Origin of the sequence: Bacillus sp. KICET-1 (genome assembly GCF_027721405.1) — a bacterium.
GTDB classification, from domain to species: domain Bacteria; phylum Bacillota; class Bacilli; order Bacillales; family Bacillaceae; genus Bacillus; species Bacillus velezensis.
In genome coordinates this window covers 282,501-302,712 of the sequence record NZ_CP113515.1, presented here as the reverse complement: position 1 = coordinate 302,712, position 20,212 = coordinate 282,501, and the positions used below count along the sequence as shown (strand labels likewise).

Below are 20,212 nucleotides of genomic sequence, written 5' to 3'. Positions count from 1 at the left end.
CGGGAATGTTGCTTCCATAGATAAACTGTTATATGATCTTGGTAACAATAAGGCCTAAATTGTATGAAGAGGTAGGAAAGATGGATAATTTTAAATTAGATAAGCCAATCCCGTATTATCTGCAATTTTATTCCCAATTGAAAAAAATGATATTTGACGGGATTTTTAAACCGGGTGAACGGCTGAATGAGACTCAGCTGGCCAAGGATTTCGGAGTCAGCCGGTCGCCGGTCAGAGAAGCCATGCGGCTCCTTGAAAAGGACGGGCTTTTGACGGCAGACGATCGAAACGGCTTTGTCATTTATTCTTTGTCCGTTAAGGATGTTGAAGAGATTTATAAAATCAGAATGTCACTTGAATCACTGGCGGTCGAACTCGTTATTGATGAAGCGGCTGAGAGTGAAATGGACCTCATTGAAAAACAGCTGCGGGAGACGGAAGAAGCCATCAATAAAGGCGTCAAAGAGACTGAGATTATTTCCTTAAACGAGTCGTTTCATCGGCTCCTTGTGGATTTCAGCCGCAACAGCCGGCTGGCCATGCTGCTTGAGCATGTCAATGTGCTGATTCATTTTTGCAGAGTTCTTAATTTTAAAGGCGATGACCGTGCGGAGGTTATCCTGCATGAGCACCGGAAAGTCTTTGAAGAAATAAAAAAGGGCGATAAAACAAAAGCCGTGCAATATATGACGGAGCATCTCAAGCATGATGAAGAACATCTGAAAGGCGTGCTCAAAGCGGGAGAAACAGACGAATCATCACGATAGACAAGGTGAAAAGCCTTGTCTTTTTTTTTGCCGATGTCATCGAACCGTCATAAAGACCTGACGGATGTTCCTTGCATGATTTTTTCCGCGTCATTTATGATGGATATGGAAGAGACGCAAAAAAGGCAAAGGAGTTTGAAAAATGGCGAAACATATTCTGATGATCAATTTTCCCGCAGAAGGACACGTAAACCCGACTTTGGGTATGACAAAGGCCTTCAGCGAACGGGGCGATCACGTTCATTATATCTCAACGGAAAAATACAAAAGCAGACTGGAAGGAGTAGGGGCGAAAGTTCATCTTCACAGCGATCTGCTCAGAATGACACCTATTGATCCCGGCAGTCCGTCCGGTATACTTGCATTTTTAAAGGTTCATATCAAAACGTCACTGGAGATTTTACATATTGTGCAGCGGCTGGCAGAGGACATTCAATTCGACGCCGTCTATTATGATAAATTCGGTGCGGGAGAGCTGGTGCGGGATTATCTCAACATCCCCGGCATCTCTTCTTCAGCATCCTTCCTGTTCAATGAAGACCGTCTGAAAATACTGCCGCTCCATCCGGAATCGGGCGTGCCGTTTCAGCCGGACAGGGAATGTGAAGAGCTGTTGGCCGAGATGAAAGACAAATACGGTGTCGCCCCTGACAGCATGGTTCAATTTATGAACAACACAGGTGAATTGAACGTCGTCTATACAAGCAGGTATTTTCAGCCCGAAAGTGAGACATTCGGAGATGAGTATTTATTTATCGGTCCGAGTTTTCCGAAGAGAAAAGGGCGCGTCGACTTCCCGATTGACTCATTAAAGAATGAAAAAGTCATTTATATCTCAATGGGAACGGTGCTCGGGGACACGGAAGCGTTTTTCAATCTGTGCATAGACGTTCTCAGATTTTGAAGGAAAAGTAGTCATTGCCGCCGGGGAAAAAGCCGATCTGTCGAAAATCAAACAGGCGCCGGAAAACTTTATCATCGCCCCGTACGTGCCGCAGCTTGAAGTGCTGGAGCAAGCCGACGTGTTTGTCACGCATGGCGGAATGAACAGTGTAAATGAAGGCATTCATTATCAAGTGCCGCTGGTCGTCATCCCGCACGATAAAGACCAGCCGATGGTTGCGCGCCGCCTGACTGAATTGGATGCAGGCTATACCGTGCAAAAAGATGAAGTGAGCGCTGAAAAGGTAAAGCTTGCCGCGGAAGAAGTGCTGCATAACGGAAAATACAAACAAGGCATTCAAGCCATTAATGAAAGCTTTAAAGAATGTACGGACATGAAGGATGTTCTGGCCCGGATCGATCGGTTTATTGAACAAAAACATGCTCAATAATACATGGAAAAAGCCTGTTTCCTCTGCAAAAGGGAAACAGGCTTTTTATAATGGCTTTTAGATGATGTGATGTTCTTCATTTGCAAGTTTCACAAGAGTCAGAAGAGATTCTGCCTCACGTGCGTCGAGTGTTTTTGCCAGACGGTCTTTTTCAAAGATCTGCTGGCCGAAGACATTCACTGACGCCTGGTCAACCGCCGTGTGCCAGTCCTTTTGTGAATGATTCTCAGAAAAAGAGAAAACGAACACGGCAAAGACCGCTATAAGCATCGCCATGACCCAAAATTTTTGCCGATTTCCTGCTGCTGACATAGGCCGCCTCCTAAACATTTTACTGGTATTAGATCATATATGAGCTGTTTTTAACAGAGTAAAGAAGTCATTATTTCATGTAGTCCAAATGAAACGGAGCACAGCCGAAAGCCCGCCGGTCAGGCCGATGAGCCAATTCATATTTTGTTCATATTTTATTAAAAGTTTATCCAAGCCTGTCCTTTACAGTAGATATAACCACAAAATGCTGCTGAAAGGAGCCTTTAAAAAATGCATATTCATATGATCAACAAAAACCAGTTTGAGAGTGACTTGGAGGCGGCCGGCTTCAGCCGTCAGGCAGATGATATTATCGGCAAAATGAAAGAGTACGTAACGGAATACGCGGCTTCATCCGAACGGTTCCTGATTGAAATTCAAACCGTCATGAACGAATACAAAGCCGTCGTCTGTGCGATGTTTTCGACCATGGAAATTGCCGGTGCAAATAAAGACGAGAAGCATGTTGAATTTGAAGCCTGCACAGTATTGTGTGAATAAAAGACATTCATCAAACCTCCGCGGCTGCCTGAAGCGGCAGTATACTGACTGGTGTTTCGAGAAGGGAAAATATTGAAACTTCTATAGCGGCCGTTCGTATAAAAGAGTAAATCAGCTTGTATATGGAGGTTCGTGAAATGAACGATAAGAAAAAACAAGCTTTTGAACAGCTTTTCAGCACTTTAGACGAAAGGCATGAAATAAACGGCGCTGTATTGGCAGCGAAAAACGGCCGCATCTTATACCAGGGGTCATTCGGCGCTGCAGAACTGAATACAAAGAGGATGCTGAATGACCAATCGGTCTTTGAATTGGCCTCAGTATCGAAGCCGTTTACAGCTTTGGGCGTTATCATTTTAGAGCAGCAAGGGAAGCTGCGTTATGACGATATGATAGAGCGATGGCTTCCTGATTTTCCTTATCCGGGCATTACCATTCGGCATTTACTCCATCATACGTCAGGATTGCCGGACTATATGGAGTTGTTCTTAACACATTGGGACCGGGACAGAATTGCCGTTAATCAAGATGTGATCGATATGCTTAAGCAGCATAAGCCGGATGCTTATTTCCCGCCGGGCAAGGAGTGGCTGTACAGTAATACGGGGTATGTGGTGTTAGCGGTTATTATAGAAATTGTATCAGGCATGAGTTTTGCTGAATTTATGAAACAAGCCGTATTTCATCCGCTTCGTATGCACGATACGCGGATTTATAACAGGAGGCTGAGTAAAGAAAACATCCCGAACTATGCATATGGCTATGTGTATGATGTTCATTCCGGAGAATATGTGCTGCCGGATGAACTTGAGGAAACCGATTATGTCGTCTTTCTTGACGGGATTCAAGGTGACGGAACCGTTAACTCCGCTATTAGAGATTTATATCTGTTTGATCAGGCTCTTTATACGGAAGAAATCATCAGCAAAGAGTCTAAAGATCAAGCGTTTACACCGGGCTATTGGAATGAAGAAGAGCAATTCGGATACGGATTTGGCTGGATGATTCAAAACAGCCGGCAAAAAGGGAAGGTTATCAGTCACGACGGAGGCTGGCCGGGCTATTCAACTCTGATGATCCGGTATATTGACCAGAATAAAACACTGATTTATCTCAGCAATATGGAACAATCGTATCAATTTGAACAAGCTGTAATTGCCGCGGCTGTAAACATCTTATTTGATCAGCCATACGTGATTCCGAAACGTCCGGCAGATCAGAAAAAAGCAGATATCGATCCTGCGATTTACAGCAGATTTACCGGCAATTACTCATTTCAGGATGACACACATGCATCGGTGGCGGTAAAAGAAAACCGATTGTATCTTACAATAGACGGGCAGACACCATTCGAATTATTCCCAATGACGGAAACCCGTTATTTTGTCAGGGCGCTGCCGCTTGAAATTGAATTTGCAGGTGATAAAGCACAAACAGCCCCGCATTTTGTTTTATATCAGGACGGCACAGAAGAAACGGCTGTGCGGATAGACTGAGTGACATGCAAAACAAAACCGCCGTCCTGAGAAGACGGCGGTAATAGAAAAGTCAAACCCCTTTGATGACGCGAAATTTTCTTTTCGGCTCTGACATAAATATAGAAGAAAAAATCATAGCTCCGAGCATTGTGATGTATTCCATATAAAGCGAAACTTCTGCCAAAACCAACCCCGCAATCATTAAAACAGCGCCCAATACCACCGCAAAAACCTTCGTTTTCATGATGAGTTCCCCCTATTATCTGATAATTGAATTATACTGCATCTCCATTAATGTGTACATTTTGTGAACAATTTCACCTGATGAAAGGCAATAAAGAGAGATTTGAAGAATTAGGAGAAATGACAGGCCATCTTTTTGTTTTACCGAAGAAACGAAAGGGAAAGTGAAAAATCAAAAAGGCAAAGGAGTTCTTGAAATGAAAGCGAGACTATTTTTATTCAGCATGTTTCTCCTGATCCCCGTTCTGGCGCTTGCCGGATGCAACAGCCAATCTTCAGGAGGAAGCGAAAAAGCGAAAGACAAAGAAACGCACTCTCACGAAGACATGAATCACTCAGGTTCATCCGAGGTGCCGAAAGGTTTAAAGAAGGCCGAAAATCCGACTTATAAGGTCGGCAGTGACGTCATGATTTTAGCTTCTCATATGAAAGGCATGAAAAATGCGCAAGGAACCGTAAAAGGTGCTTATGATACAACGGTTTACAGTGTATCTTACACTCCGGAAACGGGAGGAAAGCGCGTCGAAGATCATAAATGGGTCATTCAGGAAGAGCTGAAGGGCGCCGGTGATAAAACGTTAAAACCGGGTGACAAGGCCGTGATCGAGGCATCCCATATGAAAGGCATGAAGGGCGCCGAAGCCGTTATTGATTCAGCCGAAAAGACAACCGTTTATATGGTCGACTATACACCGACTGACGGCGGCCAAAAAGTAACCAATCATAAATGGGTGACAGAAGACGAGCTTGCTGCCGCAAAATAAAAAGACCGCAAAAGCCGAAGGAACTCCTTTGGCTTTTTTGCGGTCTCACATTTATGCGGATTTTCTTTTCAAAGCGGGTCTCGTTAAAGAGAATACAGCTAACGCGACAGCGATAATGACAATCAAACCTCCGCACCAGGCTGTTGCTGTGACTGAACCGGTTTGTCCGATCACGCCGCCGCCGATGGCTGACCCGAGCGCGATGCCGATCTGCAAAGCGGACGTGTTGAAGCTTTGCTGAATATCGGAAGACTCAGGCGCAATTTTGATTAAATAGCTTTGCTGCGCCGGCGCAAGGCTCCAGCTGAGCAATCCCCAGATCACCATCGCAGGCAGGAAAATGATTAAAGAAACCGTTGTCAGCGGAAGAATAAACAGGATCAGAGCGAAAGAAACGGTCACAAGCATGATGCTTTTAAATGCCCCTAAGCGGTCATACAGCCAGCCTCCGAACGGGCCGCCGCATACCGCTGACAGACCGAACAAAAAGTAGCATACACTGACCCAAACGGAACTCAAATGAAGCGTTCTTTCCAAAAAAGGCGCAAAGTAGGCATAGAGTGTGTAATGCCCCGCCAATGTAAACAAGGTGACAAGATGTGCGCTGGCAATTTTGGCGGTCCCGATCGTCTTGATCTGCTCACGAAACGGAATCATTTTTTCAGCAGGTATTTTTTCGAAAAAGACGCTGATAATCAGCATGGAAACGAGAGATAATACGCCGATTCCCAAGAACAGAACGCGCCATCCGAAGGCATTGCTGATGATAATACCGACAGGCACGCCTAAAGCGATTGCGGAGCTGAACCCCATGAAAATGATGCCGATCGCCCGCGCTCTGTATTCAGGTGCCACGATTTTAGGAGCAATCGTTAAAGAAAGGACGACAATCAGCCCTGTGCTCATGGAAGCGAGCACCCGTGACACCATAAGTACGGCGAAATTGGGACTGAAATAAGCGACCAGATTACTTAGGAAGAAAATAAACAGTGCGATTAAATAAAGCCGCTTTCGTTCAGCCTTTGCCGTCACTGCCAAAAGCAGCGGGCCGGATACCGCGTAACCGAGCGCAAACACGCTGATCAGCTGCCCCGCGCTGACGATGGATATATCTAAGTCGGAAGCGATTTGCGGAAGAATACCGCCCACAATTAATTCAACCAATCCGACTGCGATGGTAGATGCTGCAAGCAGAAATACTTTGAAATTCATGTACAGATACTCCTTTTTTATTTTTTAGAAAATAAAAAATCCTGATTACAAAAAGTGTACGGGACAATTTTTGTAATCAGGATTTTACGGTTCCTGGTAGACACCCTCAAACCATATCATTGAGGTTATACAATGTATGCAATATTCGGTTGTGTCCGTTTCTGCAAAAAATTCTACCATAATGGTGAGGGAGATTCCATAGAAAATTCGAGGAAATCCTTTCAAATTTCAATATCGGCGGCTGTAACGTCATTGATGAAGCAGGGAAAAAAATTTATGATAACCGTAAGGAGTCTATACAGATCAAACATTATACAGCCGGAGGAAACCGATGAATAAGTACGAAAAAATCGCCAACGAAATGAGAAAGAGGATTAAAAGCAGTGTATATGATATAGATCAGCCGATCCCGGATGAAAAGACGCTCGCTGCGGAGTTCGGGTGCAGCCGGATGACGATGAAGCGGGCGCTTGATACACTTGCGGCTGAAGGGATGCTTTTCAGAAAAAGAGGGCATGGCACGTTTATCATTCAATCAGCCATGCAGGATGAACACGTTCACGTAGTCAGCAACGAAATTCTCGGCTTGAGCAATTTGTTAAAAGGCAAAGATATCAAGAGCAAGGTCATCCGGTTTGAAGTGCAGTTTCCGTCTCAAGATGTCGCCGCACATTTGGCCATCGATGAAAAGACTCCCGTCTATTATGTAGTGAGGCTCAGAATCGTTGAAGGCGAACCGTACGTTCTTGAAAAAACGTACATGCCGGCGAGCCTTATACCCGGCATTAATGACGAGGTGCTCAACCATTCCATCTACGATCATATTACGCGGGAACTCCAGCTCAAAATCGCAGGCTCACACAGAAAAATCAGAGCGTGCAAGTCGGATGATATGGATCAGCAATATCTCGGCTGCCGGCCGGATGACCCGATACTTGAAGTCGAGCATGTAGGCTTTTTGGACAACGGCACTCCCTTTGAATATTCATTTTCCCGCCACCGTCATGACAAGTTTGTCGTGACCTCAGTCAATATAAAACGTTCATAAAGCGCCGAAGAGTGAGAGAAAAACTCACTCTTTTTTTTGTTGCCGCTGATTTACATCTTCGCTTCTTTTATGTTATATTACCCAATGATAGAATCATCCTACAAATTTCAGAGGTGTTTTGATGGAGATATCCAAAACAAGCAGACTGTCGCTCGTAGAACAAGTGGTGGCGCAAATTGAATCGTTAATTCAATCGGATAAATGGCCGGTCGGGACGCGCATTCCCCCTGAGCTGGATTTAATGAAGCAATTTGATGTGAGCCGAAACACATTGCGTGAGGCCATTCGAGCGCTCGTACATGCCGGCCTGCTTCAGACAAGGCAGGGGAGCGGTACGTATGTCAGCTCATCCAGTGTTCTCGGCGCGGCATTTTACCGCCATATTAAAAAATCAAATTTGCTTGAAACATTAGAAGTCAGGTACGCACTCGAAAGAGAAGCTGCACGATTGGCGGCGGAAAGGCGTAATGACGAAGACCTGAAAGCACTGAAGGCATGCTTGGATGAATGTGAAGCGGCCTTGCAAAATGAAGATCGAAAACGGTATGCCGAAGCCGACATTAAGCTGCACAAAACCATTGTACAGGCGGCCCATAACAACATGCTTTCTGATCTATACGAGCATATGACGGAGGCGCTTTGTGCGTCAGTCCATAACCTGTTGGAAATCACCCCTGCTATCCGGATCCACACCCAGCTTGCCGCCGCGATTATCGGACAGAAACCGGATCAGGCCATGGAGGCCGTCAACCAATACATCAGAGTATTTAAAGATACAATACACATGGAGGATGAACATGAAAATTAAAGACGAACATCAAATTCTGCAAGCAAGTCAGCGTAAAAAACTGATATTGCTGGTCATCGGAGTCATATTGATAGGGGCCAACCTCAGAGCGCCTCTGACATCGGTCGGACCGCTCGTTTCCTCAATTCGGGACAGCCTCGGCATGACCAATGCGGCTGCCGGCACCATTACGACAGTGCCGCTTTTGGCCTTTGCATGTCTGTCACCGTTTGTACCTTTATTGTCCCGGCGCTTCGGGACCGAGATTGTCTTACTGTCATCATTAATTGTCCTGACAGCCGGAACTCTGCTGCGCTCCATCGCCGGAATCGGCACTCTCTTTTTCGGAACGATCCTGTTGGGATTGTCGATCGCCGTATGCAACGTCCTGCTGCCGAGTCTCATTAAACATAAGTTTCCCGGAAATTTAGGCATCATGACCGGCGTCTACTCGGTTTCTATGAATCTGTGCGGCGCGATTGCATCCGGCATCAGCGTGCCGATCGCCTCTTCAGCGGGGTTAGGCTGGAAAGGCGCGCTCGGCTGCTGGGCTATCCTTTCTTTCATTGCGTTTGTCATGTGGATTCCGCAAATGCGAGGACGCGAACTGCCCGTCCGCACGACTGGGACAAACGGAGAGAAGAAAAGCAGTCTGCTGCGGTCTCCGCTGGCTTGGAAGGTGACGATGTTCATGGGGCTGCAATCCCTTATTTTTTACACCGTCATCGCTTGGCTGCCGGAAATTCTTCAGCAGAATGGACTCAGCTCAAGTAAGGCGGGATGGATGCTTTCATTAATGCAATTCTCAGTCCTGCCGATTACTTTTATCGTGCCGATCGCTGCCGCTAAAATGAAAAATCAGCGCGCACTCGCCGGACTGACGGCTTTATTTTTCCTTATCGGCATTGCCGGCGTTCTTTTCGGAAGCCCGGCTCTCACTCCGCTATGGGTCATTTTGATCGGAATTGCGGGAGGCTGTGCGTTCAGTCTGGCGATGATGTTCTTCAGCCTGCGGACCCGGCACGTTCATGAAGCCGCGGCGCTTTCCGGCATGGCACAGTCATTCGGATACCTGCTTGCCGCGTTCGGGCCGCTCGTATTCGGTTTGCTGCATGACATCACGCACGGCTGGACGGTTCCGTTATTCATGCTGATCGCAGTCTCCGTTCTGATCTTCATTTTCGGAGTCGGAGCGGGAAAAGCGGAACAGATCAAAACAGCATAAAAAAACAAAGGGCCCGCTTAGGGTCCTTTGTTTTTTATTTAAAAAGCTGTCTCAGGCCGTCACGCTGTCAGTTTTAAGCCGATGACACCGATGAGGATAAGCCCCAGAGACACCAATTGTGACAGATTGAATTTTTCTTTAAACCAAAGTATGCCCACGGCCGAAACGCCGATGCTTCCCATGCCGGTCCAAGCCGCATACGCGACACCTGTGGGAAGAACCTGCATCGCTCCGGAAAGGCAAAAGAATGAAAGCATAAAGCCTGTTACCATGACAATCAGCGGCCACTTTTTTTTAAAACCGTCAATATGTTTCATGGCAACGGCCGCTACAACTTCCTCCGCTCCGGCAATAAATAACAGCAGCCATGCCATTAATGTTCACCCCTTGTTTCAGTTTCTTTCGTAAATACCTTCATTCCTAAAATGCCGGACAACAGCAAAGCCAAAAAGAATATTTGCCCGATTGAAAACGATTCGCCTAAAATGACGCCCGTTACATATGTGCCGACGGTGCCTATTCCGACAAAAACGGTGTATGCGGCAGCCATCGGAATTTTTTTATAAGAGCGGATCAGCATCAGAAAGCTGACGGCAATCAGAAGGAAAATACCAATCCAATCAAAGAGCGAGTCCGCATGCTTCAGGGCGGACGCCCAAACGACTTCTAACAGTCCGGCTATCAATACAAGCAGCCAATACATGATACAGTCACCTCAGTTATGAATGAATGTCAGTCATTTTTACGGCGGTCAAAAATGATCGGTCTCTGCCAATCATTTCTGCAAGCTTCTTTTGAGAAAGCTGAATATTTCTTTTTTATATACTTCGAGATCGACATCCTGTTCACAGCCGATATAAAACCGTTCAGCCGCGTTCTCGACAACGTTGATAATCGTTCTGGCCGTCCATCTGACATGAATGCCGCTGTGGACCTCACCCTGTTCAATGGCCGTATTGATCACGCCTTCCAGCCAGGAATAATAAGGCTGATAAATGGCTTCCCATTTCTCCATTGAATGATCGATGGCAAGACCGGAATAACAGAGAACGATAATATCTTTATGAAGCCGGGTGATGTGAAATGTCTCATCTACCAAAATGTCCAGCAACGTCCAAAAATCTTCAGAACCGTCCGTTTTCCCTTTTATTCTGTCCAGCGTAGTGTCGAGCAGGTTTTCTGCAATCGCGGATATCAGTGCGTTTTTAGAAGAAAAATATAAGTAAAACGTACCTTGGGCCGTGCCGGCTTTTTTGACGATTTCTGAAATGGATGCTTTGTCTAATCCTTTTTCAGAAATGACTTCAATCGCGGCTTGCAGGATCTTTTCGTATTTTCCCGAGCTTTGTTTTGCCAATAGAGGGGTTCCTCCTTTTATGAATGACTGTCATTCATTTTATCGCATGTTCGCTTTTTTGTCATCCTTTAAAATAAAAATACCGGAAAGAAGACCATACTTCTTTCCGGCATTCGTCATTTATCACTGTCGATCATAGCCTTCGGCAGACCCGTATATTTTGCCCAGTAATAAATACCGAGCGAGCCGATGGCGATCAGAATCAGGTCAAGCGGATTGCTGATAATGCCCAATCCGTGGCCGAACGAGCCGAGATAGGAGAAAATCAGCATCATGACATAAAAGCCGACGATCCACCATGCTGATTTCAGCTGCTGCCGTATGCTGACATCATCTTTGGGAGCATATTTACTGAAACAGAGATAGATCAGAAACATGACAATTTGAGAACCGAGAAGCCAGGATACGGTGCGCCATCCGGACCAATATACAATATAAGAGGTAAAAATAAACGACAGCGGTCCGATGATGCTCATCCCTTTTAAATAAAACGGTCTGTTAATATTCTTCGCGTTGACTCTCAGCGCCGCAGAAGAAATCGGCGCAATCGCATAAGACAGAATCAATGCGACGGAGCATACGTTGACAAGAGCGTTCCAAGAAGGGAACGGAAGCGTCCAAAAAACAGCCAGACCGAACGAAAGCCAAAGGGAGGCACGCGGTGTCCCGGTTTCTTTATTGACTTTAGAAAAAATGCTGAATAATGTTCCGTTTCTGGCCCAGGCATAGACGAGACGTGAAGTCGTATTCATAAAGATATTTCCGTTACCGCCCGGTGATAAAATCGCATCTAAAATGACCAATGTCGCCAGCCACCCCAAACCGAGCAAAACAGCGATATCTTTGAACGGAAGGGAGAATTCAGTCCCGATAGCCGGCCATCCGTGCTTCAGGGTATCCGCCGGGATCGCCCCGATAAAAGTGAGCTGCAGCACGGTGTAAATAATAGTAGAAACGATAATACAGACAATCAATGCGATCGGAATGTTCCGCTTCGGATTCTGCACTTCACTCGCGACAGCCACAATCGGATGCAGCCCAAGGTATGCAAACATGACGCCGCCTGTGGAAATCGCGGCCTGAATTCCGGTAAAACCAAAAGGCGCGAATCCGTGAACGGTCATATTGCCCGGGTGAAAATGAAAAATCAGTACCACAATTACCGTAATCGGTACGACATATTTAAAAATCGAAATAATGAAGTTTGCTTTCGCAAAGGTTTTGACACTCCAGTAATTGAGGAGGAAGAACAGGCAGAGCAGCGCAAATTGCAATATCCACCCGGCAATCGTCGGAGAATCGGAGCCTTTTACGGTCAAACCGGGAAACCAATACGCCACGTATTGGCGGACTGCCGTGACTTCTATAGAAATAAGACTCGTGTATGCCACAATGGTGACAAAGGAAATTAAATATCCGACCAGGTGTCCGTGTGAATATACGGGGTACCGGATAATTCCCCCGGTCCGCGGCAGCGCGGCGCCCAGTTCCGCATAAACCAAGCCGATCAATAAGATGATTCCCCCGCCGATCAGCCAGGAAAAAATGCCTGATGGGCCCGCTTTAGAGGCGACGTTACTGACGGCAAACAGCCATGCCGAACCGAATATGGCTCCCATGCCGATTAAAATAAGATCAAAAAGTGACATAGTTTTCTGGAAGTTTCCTTGCTTAGACATTCGCTGCCTCCTTAGAAAAGACATTGTTCTCTTTACATAATTCCCATTATCATTCAAACATACCCAGCCGGCCGGCTGGAAAATTAGGACAACTTTCGAAACGAAGTATGTACAGCAATGTGCTCACATTATAATAACGGCCGTATGGCAAGATCTCCCGGCTTATATTCCCCGTTTTAAACACATTCAAACCTCATATTCAGAAAAACAAAAAACGCCCGAAACAGGCGTTTTTTGTTACAAGTTCATATCTTTCAGTCCGGGGCTGTGCTCATTCGGAAGCTCGGGAAGTTCCGGCACGGGGAAACCTTTAGGAGGCTCGGACACACTTAATTCGCCGCCGTTTCGGCTCGGCGTCGTTCCCTGCAGAATTTCTCCGATCCGTGTCGGATCCAGTCTGAAATTAAATTGGGTATTATGATAACCCATCTCAACGAATTTCCGGCATTCCGGGTATTTTTCAATATCATAATTCGGCACGGGAAATAATTTGCCCCATTCGACACCCAGTGTTTCCAACGCTTTTGTAAATGCATTTTGATGGGCGTTGTCACGGACGATCAGAAATCCGAGTGTTTCTCTGAACGTCTGATTTGAACTCATTTCATAAATGCGTGTCTTTTGCAGCACGCCGGTTGATTCCAGCACGACATTGTCCAATAAATCGGAAATCAGATTCCCGTGGTTGTATACCCAAGACCCGTTCCATGGATTGCCGCCGGCGTCTACAGGAAGAGAACTTTGCGCCCCGATGATAAAATGGTGCGGATTGGCGTGTTTCACCGCTTCATCAAGCGGCGCCTGATCTGCTGCCTGATTTCCGGCGCCCTCAGCGCCGCTTTCATCTAGCAGTGCATTGATCGTACTTTGGACGAGTTCAACGTGTGCGATCTCTTCTAAAAATACACCGCGAAGCAGGTCACGGAACTGTTTTTCTTTTCCTCTGAAATTAGAGCTTTGGAAAAAGTATTGCATCATCGTCCGCATTTCTCCGTAGTGCCCGCCTAAAATTTCCTGAAGCACCTTGGCCGCGGCCGGGTCCGGCTTGTCCGGTTTAATGATATTGATCAGCTCTTCTTTGTAATAATACATAAACAGCGCCCCCTGAAAGAAGTTTTCGGTTCTTCTGTTAGTGTCTTTGCAAAGTCAGTTTTTATGTATCGGCATCAAAAAAAGGACGGAAAGCGTGTCCGTCCTTTTGTGTTAAGCCTCAACCGCCCCGCGAAGTTTCGTGTTGACAAGCCCGTTCCATCCTTGATCCATCGTACTGTGAATCTCGGAGCTTTTCCGATTGACTTTATTGATGACGGCTTCCGGCTCTTTCCATCCGCCGTGAATGAGAGTGAATTCCGTATCTCCGCTTTCCGTTTCCTTTAAGACAAAAGAAACGATCCAGCCTTCCGTATCCCACGAAAAAGACAGGCGGTACGGCGCTTCAATATCCAGCAGCTTGCACGGAGACGGACCGAACGGAGATTCCAGCTGAAACTCACTGTCTTCTTGAGGTGTGAAATCATTCGGCATAAACCAGAGAGACAGGCCGTCCGCAGTGGAGACCGTATCCCAGACAACTTGTATCGGCGCCTTGAAAACGGCGGTATGAATAATGTCGGGTAATGGCTGATTGCCGCTGTTGTTGTTTTTGTTATCTTTGTTTTGTTTATCAGACATGATGCGTAACCACTCTTTCGCTGTTTTTACTTTTGATCATACTACACGGGGCAGGACATTTGAAATCAAATCAAACTTATTCTATGCTTTTCCAAAGCCATTCAATTCATTTTAAGGAGACGTAGTGATGACAGATCAATTTAAAGCGTTAGTAGTCGATCAACGTGAAGACCGGTTTTCAGTCAGCGTACGGGAGCTAGCGGTTCAGGACCTTCCCGAGGGTGAAGTGCTGATTAAGGTTTGCTACTCAGGGGTGAATTATAAAGACAGCTTGGCTGCCATTCCTGACGGCAAGATCGTAACGTCGTATCCTTTCGTGCCGGGAATTGATTTAGCGGGAATCGTCGTTTCCTCAGATGACGCCCGTTTCAAAGAGGGGGACAAAGTCATTGCGACAAGCTACGGCATAGGTGTTTCCCGCTTTGGCGGTTATAGCGGGATGGCCCGCATTCCGGCAGATTGGATCGTGCCGCTGCCTGAAGGTCTGACACTTAAAGAAGCCATGACGATCGGAACCGCCGGCTTCACTGCCGCATTGTCCGTCCAGCGTCTTGAAGAAAACCATGCCGCTCCTGAAAAAGGGAAGGTGCTGGTGACGGGAGCGACAGGCGGCGTCGGAAGCTTTGCCGTCTCCATTCTTTCAACCTTAGGTTACGAGGTCGAGGCCAGTACGGGAAAAGAAGAAGAAAGCGGCTATTTGAAGAGCCTCGGAGCGAAGACGGTCATTCACCGTGATGAAGTGTATAACGGCACGTTAAAACCGATGCAAAAACAAAAATGGGCAGCGGCTGTCGATCCGGTCGGAGGTGAGCCGCTTGCTTCAGTTCTCAGCCAGATTCAGTACGGCGGATCAGTTGCTGTGAGCGGACTGACAGCGGGAACGAAACTCCCTGCTACAGTCTTCCCGTTTATATTGCGCGGCGTCAGTCTCTTGGGAATCGATTCCGTATTCTGTCCGATGGAGACAAGAAAGAAAACATGGCAGCGTTTAGCTGATGACTTCAAGCCTGCAGATCTGGAGGCCTTTATTCAAAAGGAAATTACACTTGAAGAGCTGCCGGATACGCTTCCTGCCCTTTTAAAAGGAGAAGCGAGAGGGAGAACGATTGTTACAATAAACGAAGAATAAAACAAAAACCCCCCAACTAGCGGGACGGGACTGACCCCATAAGATGAGACAAATAAAAACACCTTCAAGTTTGAATACGGATGATTGTTAGCCGAAATTAGACTTGGAGGTGTTTTTTCTATGGGGACAAGAGTGAGTTATCCGGTTGAAGTGAAACAGAAGGCTGTAGAAATGAGATTGGCAGGCGTACCTATGAAAGAGATCCTGCAGGAGTTGAATATTAAGAATAAGACACAGGTTCAGACATGGGTTAGATGGTATAAGGCTGGTGATACACATCGATTCGAACAGCCTGTTGGAAAGCAATACACTTACGGAAAAGGTCCGGAGTATTCTTCCGATTTAGAGAAACTGCAGGCAGAGATTCGTTACCTGAGACAACAGAATGAAGTTTTAAAAAAGTACAACGAATTGGAAAGGAAGTTGATAGCGAAACGTCAGTCGAACTTGTAGAAATATTGCACAGCACAATGACCGTACAGGATATCTGTATTCATTTAGGTATCTCTCGAGCGTCTTATTATCGTTGGAAGAAGAATCTGATGAAGGATCATCCCAAGCGCCATTTGGAAAAACAAATCGGCACGTTGTGCCGAGAGCACAAGTATCGATATGGATATCGAAAAATCACAGCCATACTAAAAAAGAGAATGTGTATTAACCATAAAACGGTTCAACGTATTATGCAGAAAAATCAATGGCAGTGTCGGGTTAAGGTGAAAAAGCGCAAGAAGGATGGGCAGCCATATGCCGTGGTCGATAATATATTGGATCGGAACTTTCAGTCTGATCGTCCTCTTGAAAAACTAGTAACGGACATCACATATTTGCCTTATGGACAGAAACAATTGTACCTTTCCAGTATATTAGATTTATACAATGGAGAAGTGATTGCTTTTACTATTGGGGATAAGCAGGACACAGCCTTTGTCTTAGACACACTTGATCAGCTACCAATGCTGCCTGAGAACTGCGTGTTACATAGTGACCAAGGTTCTGTGTATACATCTTACGAGTATCAAAAAGCTGTTAAAACAAAAGGCATTACCATGAGCATGTCCCGCAAAGGGACGCCCGCTGATAATGCCTCCATCGAATCGTTTCATTCCTCGCTAAAGTCTGAAACGTTCTATCTTAACAGCATTGATCGAACTACGACTGCCATCGTAGAACGCACTGTCATAGAATACATTCATTATTATAACAATATTCGTATTCAAACCAAACTAAACAACCAATCACCGATAAACTATCGGCAATTGGCTGTTTAAAAGGTGTTTTGACCCCTGTCTCAAAAACGGGGGGCAGTCCCTAGCAGTTGGGGGGTTTTCATTATATAATCAATTGTTGGTTATGATAGGGGTAATTCATTGATCATGTTATGAAAATAAGTTGATGTAAAACATAAATTGATTATATATAGGTAATATAAAGGTAAGTTATAAAATTTTCTGAAATATTCATTGACTGAAAGCGCTTTTAAAATTATGATAATAACATAAGTACCAATAATATCATTATAACTTCACTACAAAGTAACTATAAAATAACAATTTGACGAGAGGGGAGAGCGAATAATCACTATAAATGATAACGCTTTCAGATCATTTTCTTCTTATATAACTGTTTTGGACGGTCAGAACTTGTATGCAGACGTTATAGGTGTAAATATTGATAACTGAATATTCCGATATTATCTCTGTGTAAAAACTAGGAGGATTTGAAGATGAATAAAAATAGCAGCCAGCATTCATTTTTAAGAACCATCATTTTAGTATCGACATTCGGGGGACTTCTTTTCGGCTACGATACAGGTGTAATTAATGGGGCGCTGCCGTTTATGGCGGAAGCTGACCAGCTTAATCTTACGGCTTTGACTGAAGGGATGGTGGCGAGCTCCCTGCTCTTGGGGGCTGCGATCGGAGCAGTTTTCGGAGGGAGATTGTCGGACTATAACGGCAGACGTAAAAATATCCTTATCCTTGCCGTTTTGTTCTTTGCAGCGACGCTTGGATGTACACTGGCGCCTAACGTATCGGTTATGATCATCTCCCGTTTTCTGCTGGGGCTTGCCGTCGGGGGAGCATCCGTAACCGTTCCGGCATATTTGGCTGAAATGTCGCCGGCGGAAAGCCGAGGGAGAATGGTTACCCAAAATGAATTGATGATTGTAACGGGCCAGCTGCTTGCCTTCACGTGTAATGCTATCATCGGCAATGTGCTTGGTGATACCTCTCACGCTTGGCGTTATATGCTCGTTATCGCGGCCCTTCCGGCGGTATTCTTGTTTTTCGGTATGCTGAAAGTTCCTGAAAGTCCGCGCTGGCTGGTTTCTAAAGGAAGAAAAGAAGATGCTCTGCACGTTCTCCGGCGAATAAGGAATGAAGAGAAAGCGAAGGCTGAGCTCGCTGAGATTGAATCTGCCTTTCGTAAGGAAGCTGAGATGGAGCAGGCGACCTTTAAGGATCTTGCCGTTCCGTGGGTGCGCCGCATTGTGTTTATCGGGATCGGAATTGCGGTAGTGCAGCAGCTCACCGGCGTGAATTCGATTATGTACTATGGAACTCAAATTTTAAAAGATGCCGGTTTCGAGACAAAAGCCGCATTAATCGGCAATATCGCTAACGGTGTGATTTCAGTGCTCGCGACTTTTGTGGGAATATGGCTTCTCGGCAAAGTCGGCCGCCGCCCGATGCTGATGACGGGGCTCATCGGAACGACTGCGATGCTGCTTTTGATCGGAGTTCTGTCTGTCGTGCTGAAAGGATCGCCTGCTCTTCCTTATGTAGTTCTTTCATTAACAGTCACTTTCCTTGCGTTTCAGCAGGGGGCTGTCTCTCCGGTGACCTGGCTGATGCTGTCGGAGATATTCCCGCTGCGATTGCGGGGGCTTGGTATGGGGGTCACTGTCTTCTGCCTCTGGATCGTGAACTTCATTGTTGGTTTAACTTTTCCGGTCCTGCTCGCAAACATCGGATTGTCTGCAACCTTCTTCATTTTTGTCCTGTTAGGGATAGCGTCCGTTATATTTGTGAAAAGGTTCCTTCCGGAAACGAAAGGTCTGTCGCTCGAACAGCTTGAACAAAACTTCCGTGCCTATGAAAAAACAGATCGTAATAGCGCAGAAGCCGAGGTGAGCGGGTAATCTGAATAGACGCGGGGTTCCTGGGGATCCCGCTTTTTACTTATTATATAGAAGGGAATAATAAGCGGGAAAAAAGTTTCGTAAAAGTGTTGACCTAATTTAAAGTGCGTGGTATATTATTAAACGTCGCTGATGAACAAAGCGATAACGCTAAATGAGAAAATGATCTTTTGAAAAAAAGACTTTACAAATTCTCAAAAGCGTGTATAATAAATGAGGTCGAGAAAAAAGACTTCGTAAAGAAATAAAAAACACTTGACATCATAACTGATTGGTAGTATGATAGTTAAGTCGCCTGATAAGCGCCCGTAGCTCAATTGGATAGAGCGTTTGACTACGGATCAAAAGGTTAGGGGTTCGACTCCTCTCGGGCGCGCCAATTCAAATGCGGGTGTAGTTTAGTGGTAAAACCTCAGCCTTCCAAGCTGATGTCGTGAGTTCGATTCTCATCACCCGCTCCATTATAATGATCTTTGAAAACTAAACAAGACAAAACGTACCTGTTAATTCAAAGTTTTAAATAAATCGCACAGCAATGTGCGTAGTCAGTCAAACTACTTTATCGGAGAGTTTGATCCTGGCTCAGGACGAACGCTGGCGGCGTGCCTAATACATGCAAGTCGAGCGGACAGATGGGAGCTTGCTCCCTGATGTTAGCGGCGGACGGGTGAGTAACACGTGGGTAACCTGCCTGTAAGACTGGGATAACTCCGGGAAACCGGGGCTAATACCGGATGGTTGTTTGAACCGCATGGTTCAGACATAAAAGGTGGCTTCGGCTATCACTTACAGATGGACCCGCGGCGCATTAGCTAGTTGGTGAGGTAACGGCTCACCAAGGCGACGATGCGTAGCCGACCTGAGAGGGTGATCGGCCACACTGGGACTGAGACACGGCCCAGACTCCTACGGGAGGCAGCAGTAGGGAATCTTCCGCAATGGACGAAAGTCTGACGGAGCAACGCCGCGTGAGTGATGAAGGTTTTCGGATCGTAAAGCTCTGTTGTTAGGGAAGAACAAGTGCCGTTCAAATAGGGCGGCACCTTGACGGTACCTAACCAGAAAGCCACGGCTAACTACGTGCCAGCAGCCGCGGTAATACGTAGGTGGCAAGCGTTGTCCGGAATTATTGGGCGTAAAGGGCTCGCAGGCGGTTTCTTAAGTCTGATGTGAAAGCCCCCGGCTCAACCGGGGAGGGTCATTGGAAACTGGGGAACTTGAGTGCAGAAGAGGAGAGTGGAATTCCACGTGTAGCGGTGAAATGCGTAGAGATGTGGAGGAACACCAGTGGCGAAGGCGACTCTCTGGTCTGTAACTGACGCTGAGGAGCGAAAGCGTGGGGAGCGAACAGGATTAGATACCCTGGTAGTCCACGCCGTAAACGATGAGTGCTAAGTGTTAGGGGGTTTCCGCCCCTTAGTGCTGCAGCTAACGCATTAAGCACTCCGCCTGGGGAGTACGGTCGCAAGACTGAAACTCAAAGGAATTGACGGGGGCCCGCACAAGCGGTGGAGCATGTGGTTTAATTCGAAGCAACGCGAAGAACCTTACCAGGTCTTG

General features: G+C 46.2%; 19 protein-coding genes, 2 tRNA genes, 1 rRNA gene, 1 pseudogene and 1 riboswitch (1 of these 24 running past the window's edge). Of the genes and pseudogenes, 14 read left to right on the top strand and 9 right to left on the bottom strand.

Annotation, left to right across the window (positions count from 1 at the left end):
• The first annotated feature begins 80 nt into the window (after window positions 1–80).
• On the top strand, window positions 81–767 hold the full coding sequence (locus OVA33_RS01480; RefSeq protein ID WP_025650286.1) for a GntR family transcriptional regulator: 687 nt from the start codon (window positions 81–83) through the stop codon (window positions 765–767).
• Between the two features lie 142 nt (window positions 768–909).
• Window positions 910–2,101: pseudogene (locus OVA33_RS01475) on the top strand (macrolide family glycosyltransferase).
• A 57-nt stretch (window positions 2,102–2,158) separates the two neighbouring features.
• Here the strand turns inward: OVA33_RS01475 and OVA33_RS01470 are convergent.
• A complete protein-coding gene (locus OVA33_RS01470) occupies window positions 2,159–2,413 on the bottom strand; it encodes a hypothetical protein (protein ID WP_014417054.1) in 255 nt (84 codons plus the stop codon).
• 231 nt (window positions 2,414–2,644) lie between these two features.
• On the opposite strand from OVA33_RS01470, the gene OVA33_RS01465 reads away from it, so the two are divergent.
• Both OVA33_RS01465 and OVA33_RS01460 read left to right on the top strand, forming a co-directional pair.
• Complete coding sequence (locus OVA33_RS01465; protein WP_007409303.1) at window positions 2,645–2,914, top strand: hypothetical protein; 270 nt, start codon at window positions 2,645–2,647, stop codon at window positions 2,912–2,914.
• Between the two features lie 137 nt (window positions 2,915–3,051).
• Entirely contained in the window at window positions 3,052–4,410 is a 1,359-nt protein-coding gene (locus OVA33_RS01460) for a serine hydrolase (RefSeq protein ID WP_063636949.1), read from the top strand.
• A gap of 52 nt (window positions 4,411–4,462) precedes the next feature.
• Here the strand turns inward: OVA33_RS01460 and OVA33_RS01455 are convergent, their stop codons facing one another.
• The gene (locus tag OVA33_RS01455) at window positions 4,463–4,636 is read right to left on the bottom strand and encodes a hypothetical protein (RefSeq protein ID WP_007409301.1); all 174 of its coding nucleotides are present in this window, start codon (window positions 4,634–4,636) and stop codon (window positions 4,463–4,465) included.
• Between the two features lie 196 nt (window positions 4,637–4,832).
• Here OVA33_RS01455 and OVA33_RS01450 point away from each other — a divergent pair, with 196 nt between their 5' ends.
• Window positions 4,833–5,399, top strand: a complete 567-nt coding sequence (locus tag OVA33_RS01450; RefSeq protein WP_017419166.1) for a YdhK family protein — start codon at window positions 4,833–4,835, stop codon at window positions 5,397–5,399.
• 51 nt (window positions 5,400–5,450) lie between these two features.
• Here the strand turns inward: OVA33_RS01450 and OVA33_RS01445 are convergent, their stop codons facing one another.
• Window positions 5,451–6,611: an MFS transporter gene (locus OVA33_RS01445; protein ID WP_007409299.1), complete on the bottom strand. Its 1,161-nt coding sequence runs from the start codon at window positions 6,609–6,611 to the stop codon at window positions 5,451–5,453.
• 53 nt (window positions 6,612–6,664) lie between these two features.
• Window positions 6,665–6,764: riboswitch (purine riboswitch) on the bottom strand.
• A gap of 178 nt (window positions 6,765–6,942) precedes the next feature.
• Between OVA33_RS01445 and OVA33_RS01440 the strand changes: the two genes are divergently transcribed.
• From OVA33_RS01440 to OVA33_RS01430, 3 genes are all read left to right on the top strand, one after another.
• The gene (locus tag OVA33_RS01440; RefSeq protein WP_014417057.1) at window positions 6,943–7,659 is read left to right on the top strand and encodes a GntR family transcriptional regulator; all 717 of its coding nucleotides are present in this window, start codon (window positions 6,943–6,945) and stop codon (window positions 7,657–7,659) included.
• A gap of 121 nt (window positions 7,660–7,780) precedes the next feature.
• The gene (locus OVA33_RS01435) at window positions 7,781–8,467 is read left to right on the top strand and encodes a FadR/GntR family transcriptional regulator (protein WP_014417058.1); all 687 of its coding nucleotides are present in this window, start codon (window positions 7,781–7,783) and stop codon (window positions 8,465–8,467) included.
• Window positions 8,457–9,671 (top strand): CynX/NimT family MFS transporter, encoded by a 1,215-nt coding sequence (locus OVA33_RS01430; RefSeq protein WP_012116961.1) that lies wholly within the window; start codon window positions 8,457–8,459, stop codon window positions 9,669–9,671. The genes OVA33_RS01435 and OVA33_RS01430 overlap by 11 nt, the downstream gene beginning before the upstream one ends.
• Before the next feature lie 59 nt (window positions 9,672–9,730).
• On the opposite strand, the gene OVA33_RS01425 is transcribed toward OVA33_RS01430, so the two are convergent.
• From OVA33_RS01425 to OVA33_RS01400, 6 genes are all read right to left on the bottom strand, one after another.
• Window positions 9,731–10,045 carry a DMT family transporter gene (locus OVA33_RS01425; protein ID WP_003156024.1) on the bottom strand — a complete coding sequence of 105 codons (315 nt, stop codon included), beginning with the start codon at window positions 10,043–10,045 and terminating at the stop codon, window positions 9,731–9,733.
• Window positions 10,045–10,374 (bottom strand): DMT family transporter, encoded by a 330-nt coding sequence (locus OVA33_RS01420; RefSeq protein WP_003156023.1) that lies wholly within the window; start codon window positions 10,372–10,374, stop codon window positions 10,045–10,047. Before OVA33_RS01420 ends, OVA33_RS01425 begins: the two co-directional genes overlap by 1 nt.
• A 72-nt stretch (window positions 10,375–10,446) precedes the next feature.
• Window positions 10,447–11,028, bottom strand: a complete 582-nt coding sequence (locus tag OVA33_RS01415; RefSeq protein WP_007409294.1) for a TetR/AcrR family transcriptional regulator — start codon at window positions 11,026–11,028, stop codon at window positions 10,447–10,449.
• A gap of 116 nt (window positions 11,029–11,144) precedes the next feature.
• A complete protein-coding gene (locus OVA33_RS01410; protein ID WP_017419163.1) occupies window positions 11,145–12,707 on the bottom strand; it encodes an APC family permease in 1,563 nt (520 codons plus the stop codon).
• Between the two features lie 237 nt (window positions 12,708–12,944).
• On the bottom strand, window positions 12,945–13,799 hold the full coding sequence (locus OVA33_RS01405; RefSeq protein ID WP_014417059.1) for a manganese catalase family protein: 855 nt from the start codon (window positions 13,797–13,799) through the stop codon (window positions 12,945–12,947).
• Between the two features lie 111 nt (window positions 13,800–13,910).
• Window positions 13,911–14,378 carry an SRPBCC family protein gene (locus tag OVA33_RS01400; RefSeq protein WP_017419162.1) on the bottom strand — a complete coding sequence of 156 codons (468 nt, stop codon included), beginning with the start codon at window positions 14,376–14,378 and terminating at the stop codon, window positions 13,911–13,913.
• Between the two features lie 127 nt (window positions 14,379–14,505).
• Between OVA33_RS01400 and OVA33_RS01395 the strand changes: the two genes are divergently transcribed.
• From OVA33_RS01395 to OVA33_RS01370, 6 genes are all read left to right on the top strand, one after another.
• Window positions 14,506–15,507, top strand: a complete 1,002-nt coding sequence (locus OVA33_RS01395; protein WP_025650290.1) for an NADPH:quinone oxidoreductase family protein — start codon at window positions 14,506–14,508, stop codon at window positions 15,505–15,507.
• Window positions 15,508–15,627: 120 nt separating this feature from the next.
• Window positions 15,628–16,778 (top strand): IS3 family transposase gene (locus OVA33_RS01390; protein WP_094246999.1). Its coding sequence is split into 2 segments (ribosomal slippage): window positions 15,628–15,901 and window positions 15,901–16,778, totalling 1,152 coding nucleotides; the frame shifts between segments, so codons are not numbered across the junction.
• Window positions 16,779–17,233: 455 nt separating this feature from the next.
• The gene (locus OVA33_RS01385) at window positions 17,234–18,652 is read left to right on the top strand and encodes a sugar porter family MFS transporter (protein ID WP_025650424.1); all 1,419 of its coding nucleotides are present in this window, start codon (window positions 17,234–17,236) and stop codon (window positions 18,650–18,652) included.
• 302 nt (window positions 18,653–18,954) lie between these two features.
• Window positions 18,955–19,031, top strand: a tRNA-Arg gene (locus OVA33_RS01380).
• An 8-nt stretch (window positions 19,032–19,039) separates the two neighbouring features.
• Window positions 19,040–19,113: transfer RNA gene (locus tag OVA33_RS01375), tRNA-Gly, on the top strand.
• A 98-nt stretch (window positions 19,114–19,211) separates the two neighbouring features.
• Window positions 19,212–20,212: ribosomal RNA gene (locus tag OVA33_RS01370) — 16S ribosomal RNA — on the top strand (it continues 549 nt past the right edge of the window).

Coding starts and splice junctions, on each gene's coding strand:
- OVA33_RS01480 (WP_025650286.1), top strand. CDS start 81: ATGGATAATTTTAAATTAGATAAGCCAATCCCGTATTATCTGCAATTT.
- OVA33_RS01470 (WP_014417054.1), bottom strand. CDS start 2,413: ATGTCAGCAGCAGGAAATCGGCAAAAATTTTGGGTCATGGCGATGCTT.
- OVA33_RS01465 (WP_007409303.1), top strand. CDS start 2,645: ATGCATATTCATATGATCAACAAAAACCAGTTTGAGAGTGACTTGGAG.
- OVA33_RS01460 (WP_063636949.1), top strand. CDS start 3,052: ATGAACGATAAGAAAAAACAAGCTTTTGAACAGCTTTTCAGCACTTTA.
- OVA33_RS01455 (WP_007409301.1), bottom strand. CDS start 4,636: ATGAAAACGAAGGTTTTTGCGGTGGTATTGGGCGCTGTTTTAATGATT.
- OVA33_RS01450 (WP_017419166.1), top strand. CDS start 4,833: ATGAAAGCGAGACTATTTTTATTCAGCATGTTTCTCCTGATCCCCGTT.
- OVA33_RS01445 (WP_007409299.1), bottom strand. CDS start 6,611: ATGAATTTCAAAGTATTTCTGCTTGCAGCATCTACCATCGCAGTCGGA.
- OVA33_RS01440 (WP_014417057.1), top strand. CDS start 6,943: ATGAATAAGTACGAAAAAATCGCCAACGAAATGAGAAAGAGGATTAAA.
- OVA33_RS01435 (WP_014417058.1), top strand. CDS start 7,781: ATGGAGATATCCAAAACAAGCAGACTGTCGCTCGTAGAACAAGTGGTG.
- OVA33_RS01430 (WP_012116961.1), top strand. CDS start 8,457: ATGAAAATTAAAGACGAACATCAAATTCTGCAAGCAAGTCAGCGTAAA.
- OVA33_RS01425 (WP_003156024.1), bottom strand. CDS start 10,045: ATGGCATGGCTGCTGTTATTTATTGCCGGAGCGGAGGAAGTTGTAGCG.
- OVA33_RS01420 (WP_003156023.1), bottom strand. CDS start 10,374: ATGTATTGGCTGCTTGTATTGATAGCCGGACTGTTAGAAGTCGTTTGG.
- OVA33_RS01410 (WP_017419163.1), bottom strand. CDS start 12,707: ATGTCTAAGCAAGGAAACTTCCAGAAAACTATGTCACTTTTTGATCTT.
- OVA33_RS01405 (WP_014417059.1), bottom strand. CDS start 13,799: ATGTATTATTACAAAGAAGAGCTGATCAATATCATTAAACCGGACAAG.
- OVA33_RS01400 (WP_017419162.1), bottom strand. CDS start 14,378: ATGTCTGATAAACAAAACAAAGATAACAAAAACAACAACAGCGGCAAT.
- OVA33_RS01395 (WP_025650290.1), top strand. CDS start 14,506: ATGACAGATCAATTTAAAGCGTTAGTAGTCGATCAACGTGAAGACCGG.
- OVA33_RS01385 (WP_025650424.1), top strand. CDS start 17,234: ATGAATAAAAATAGCAGCCAGCATTCATTTTTAAGAACCATCATTTTA.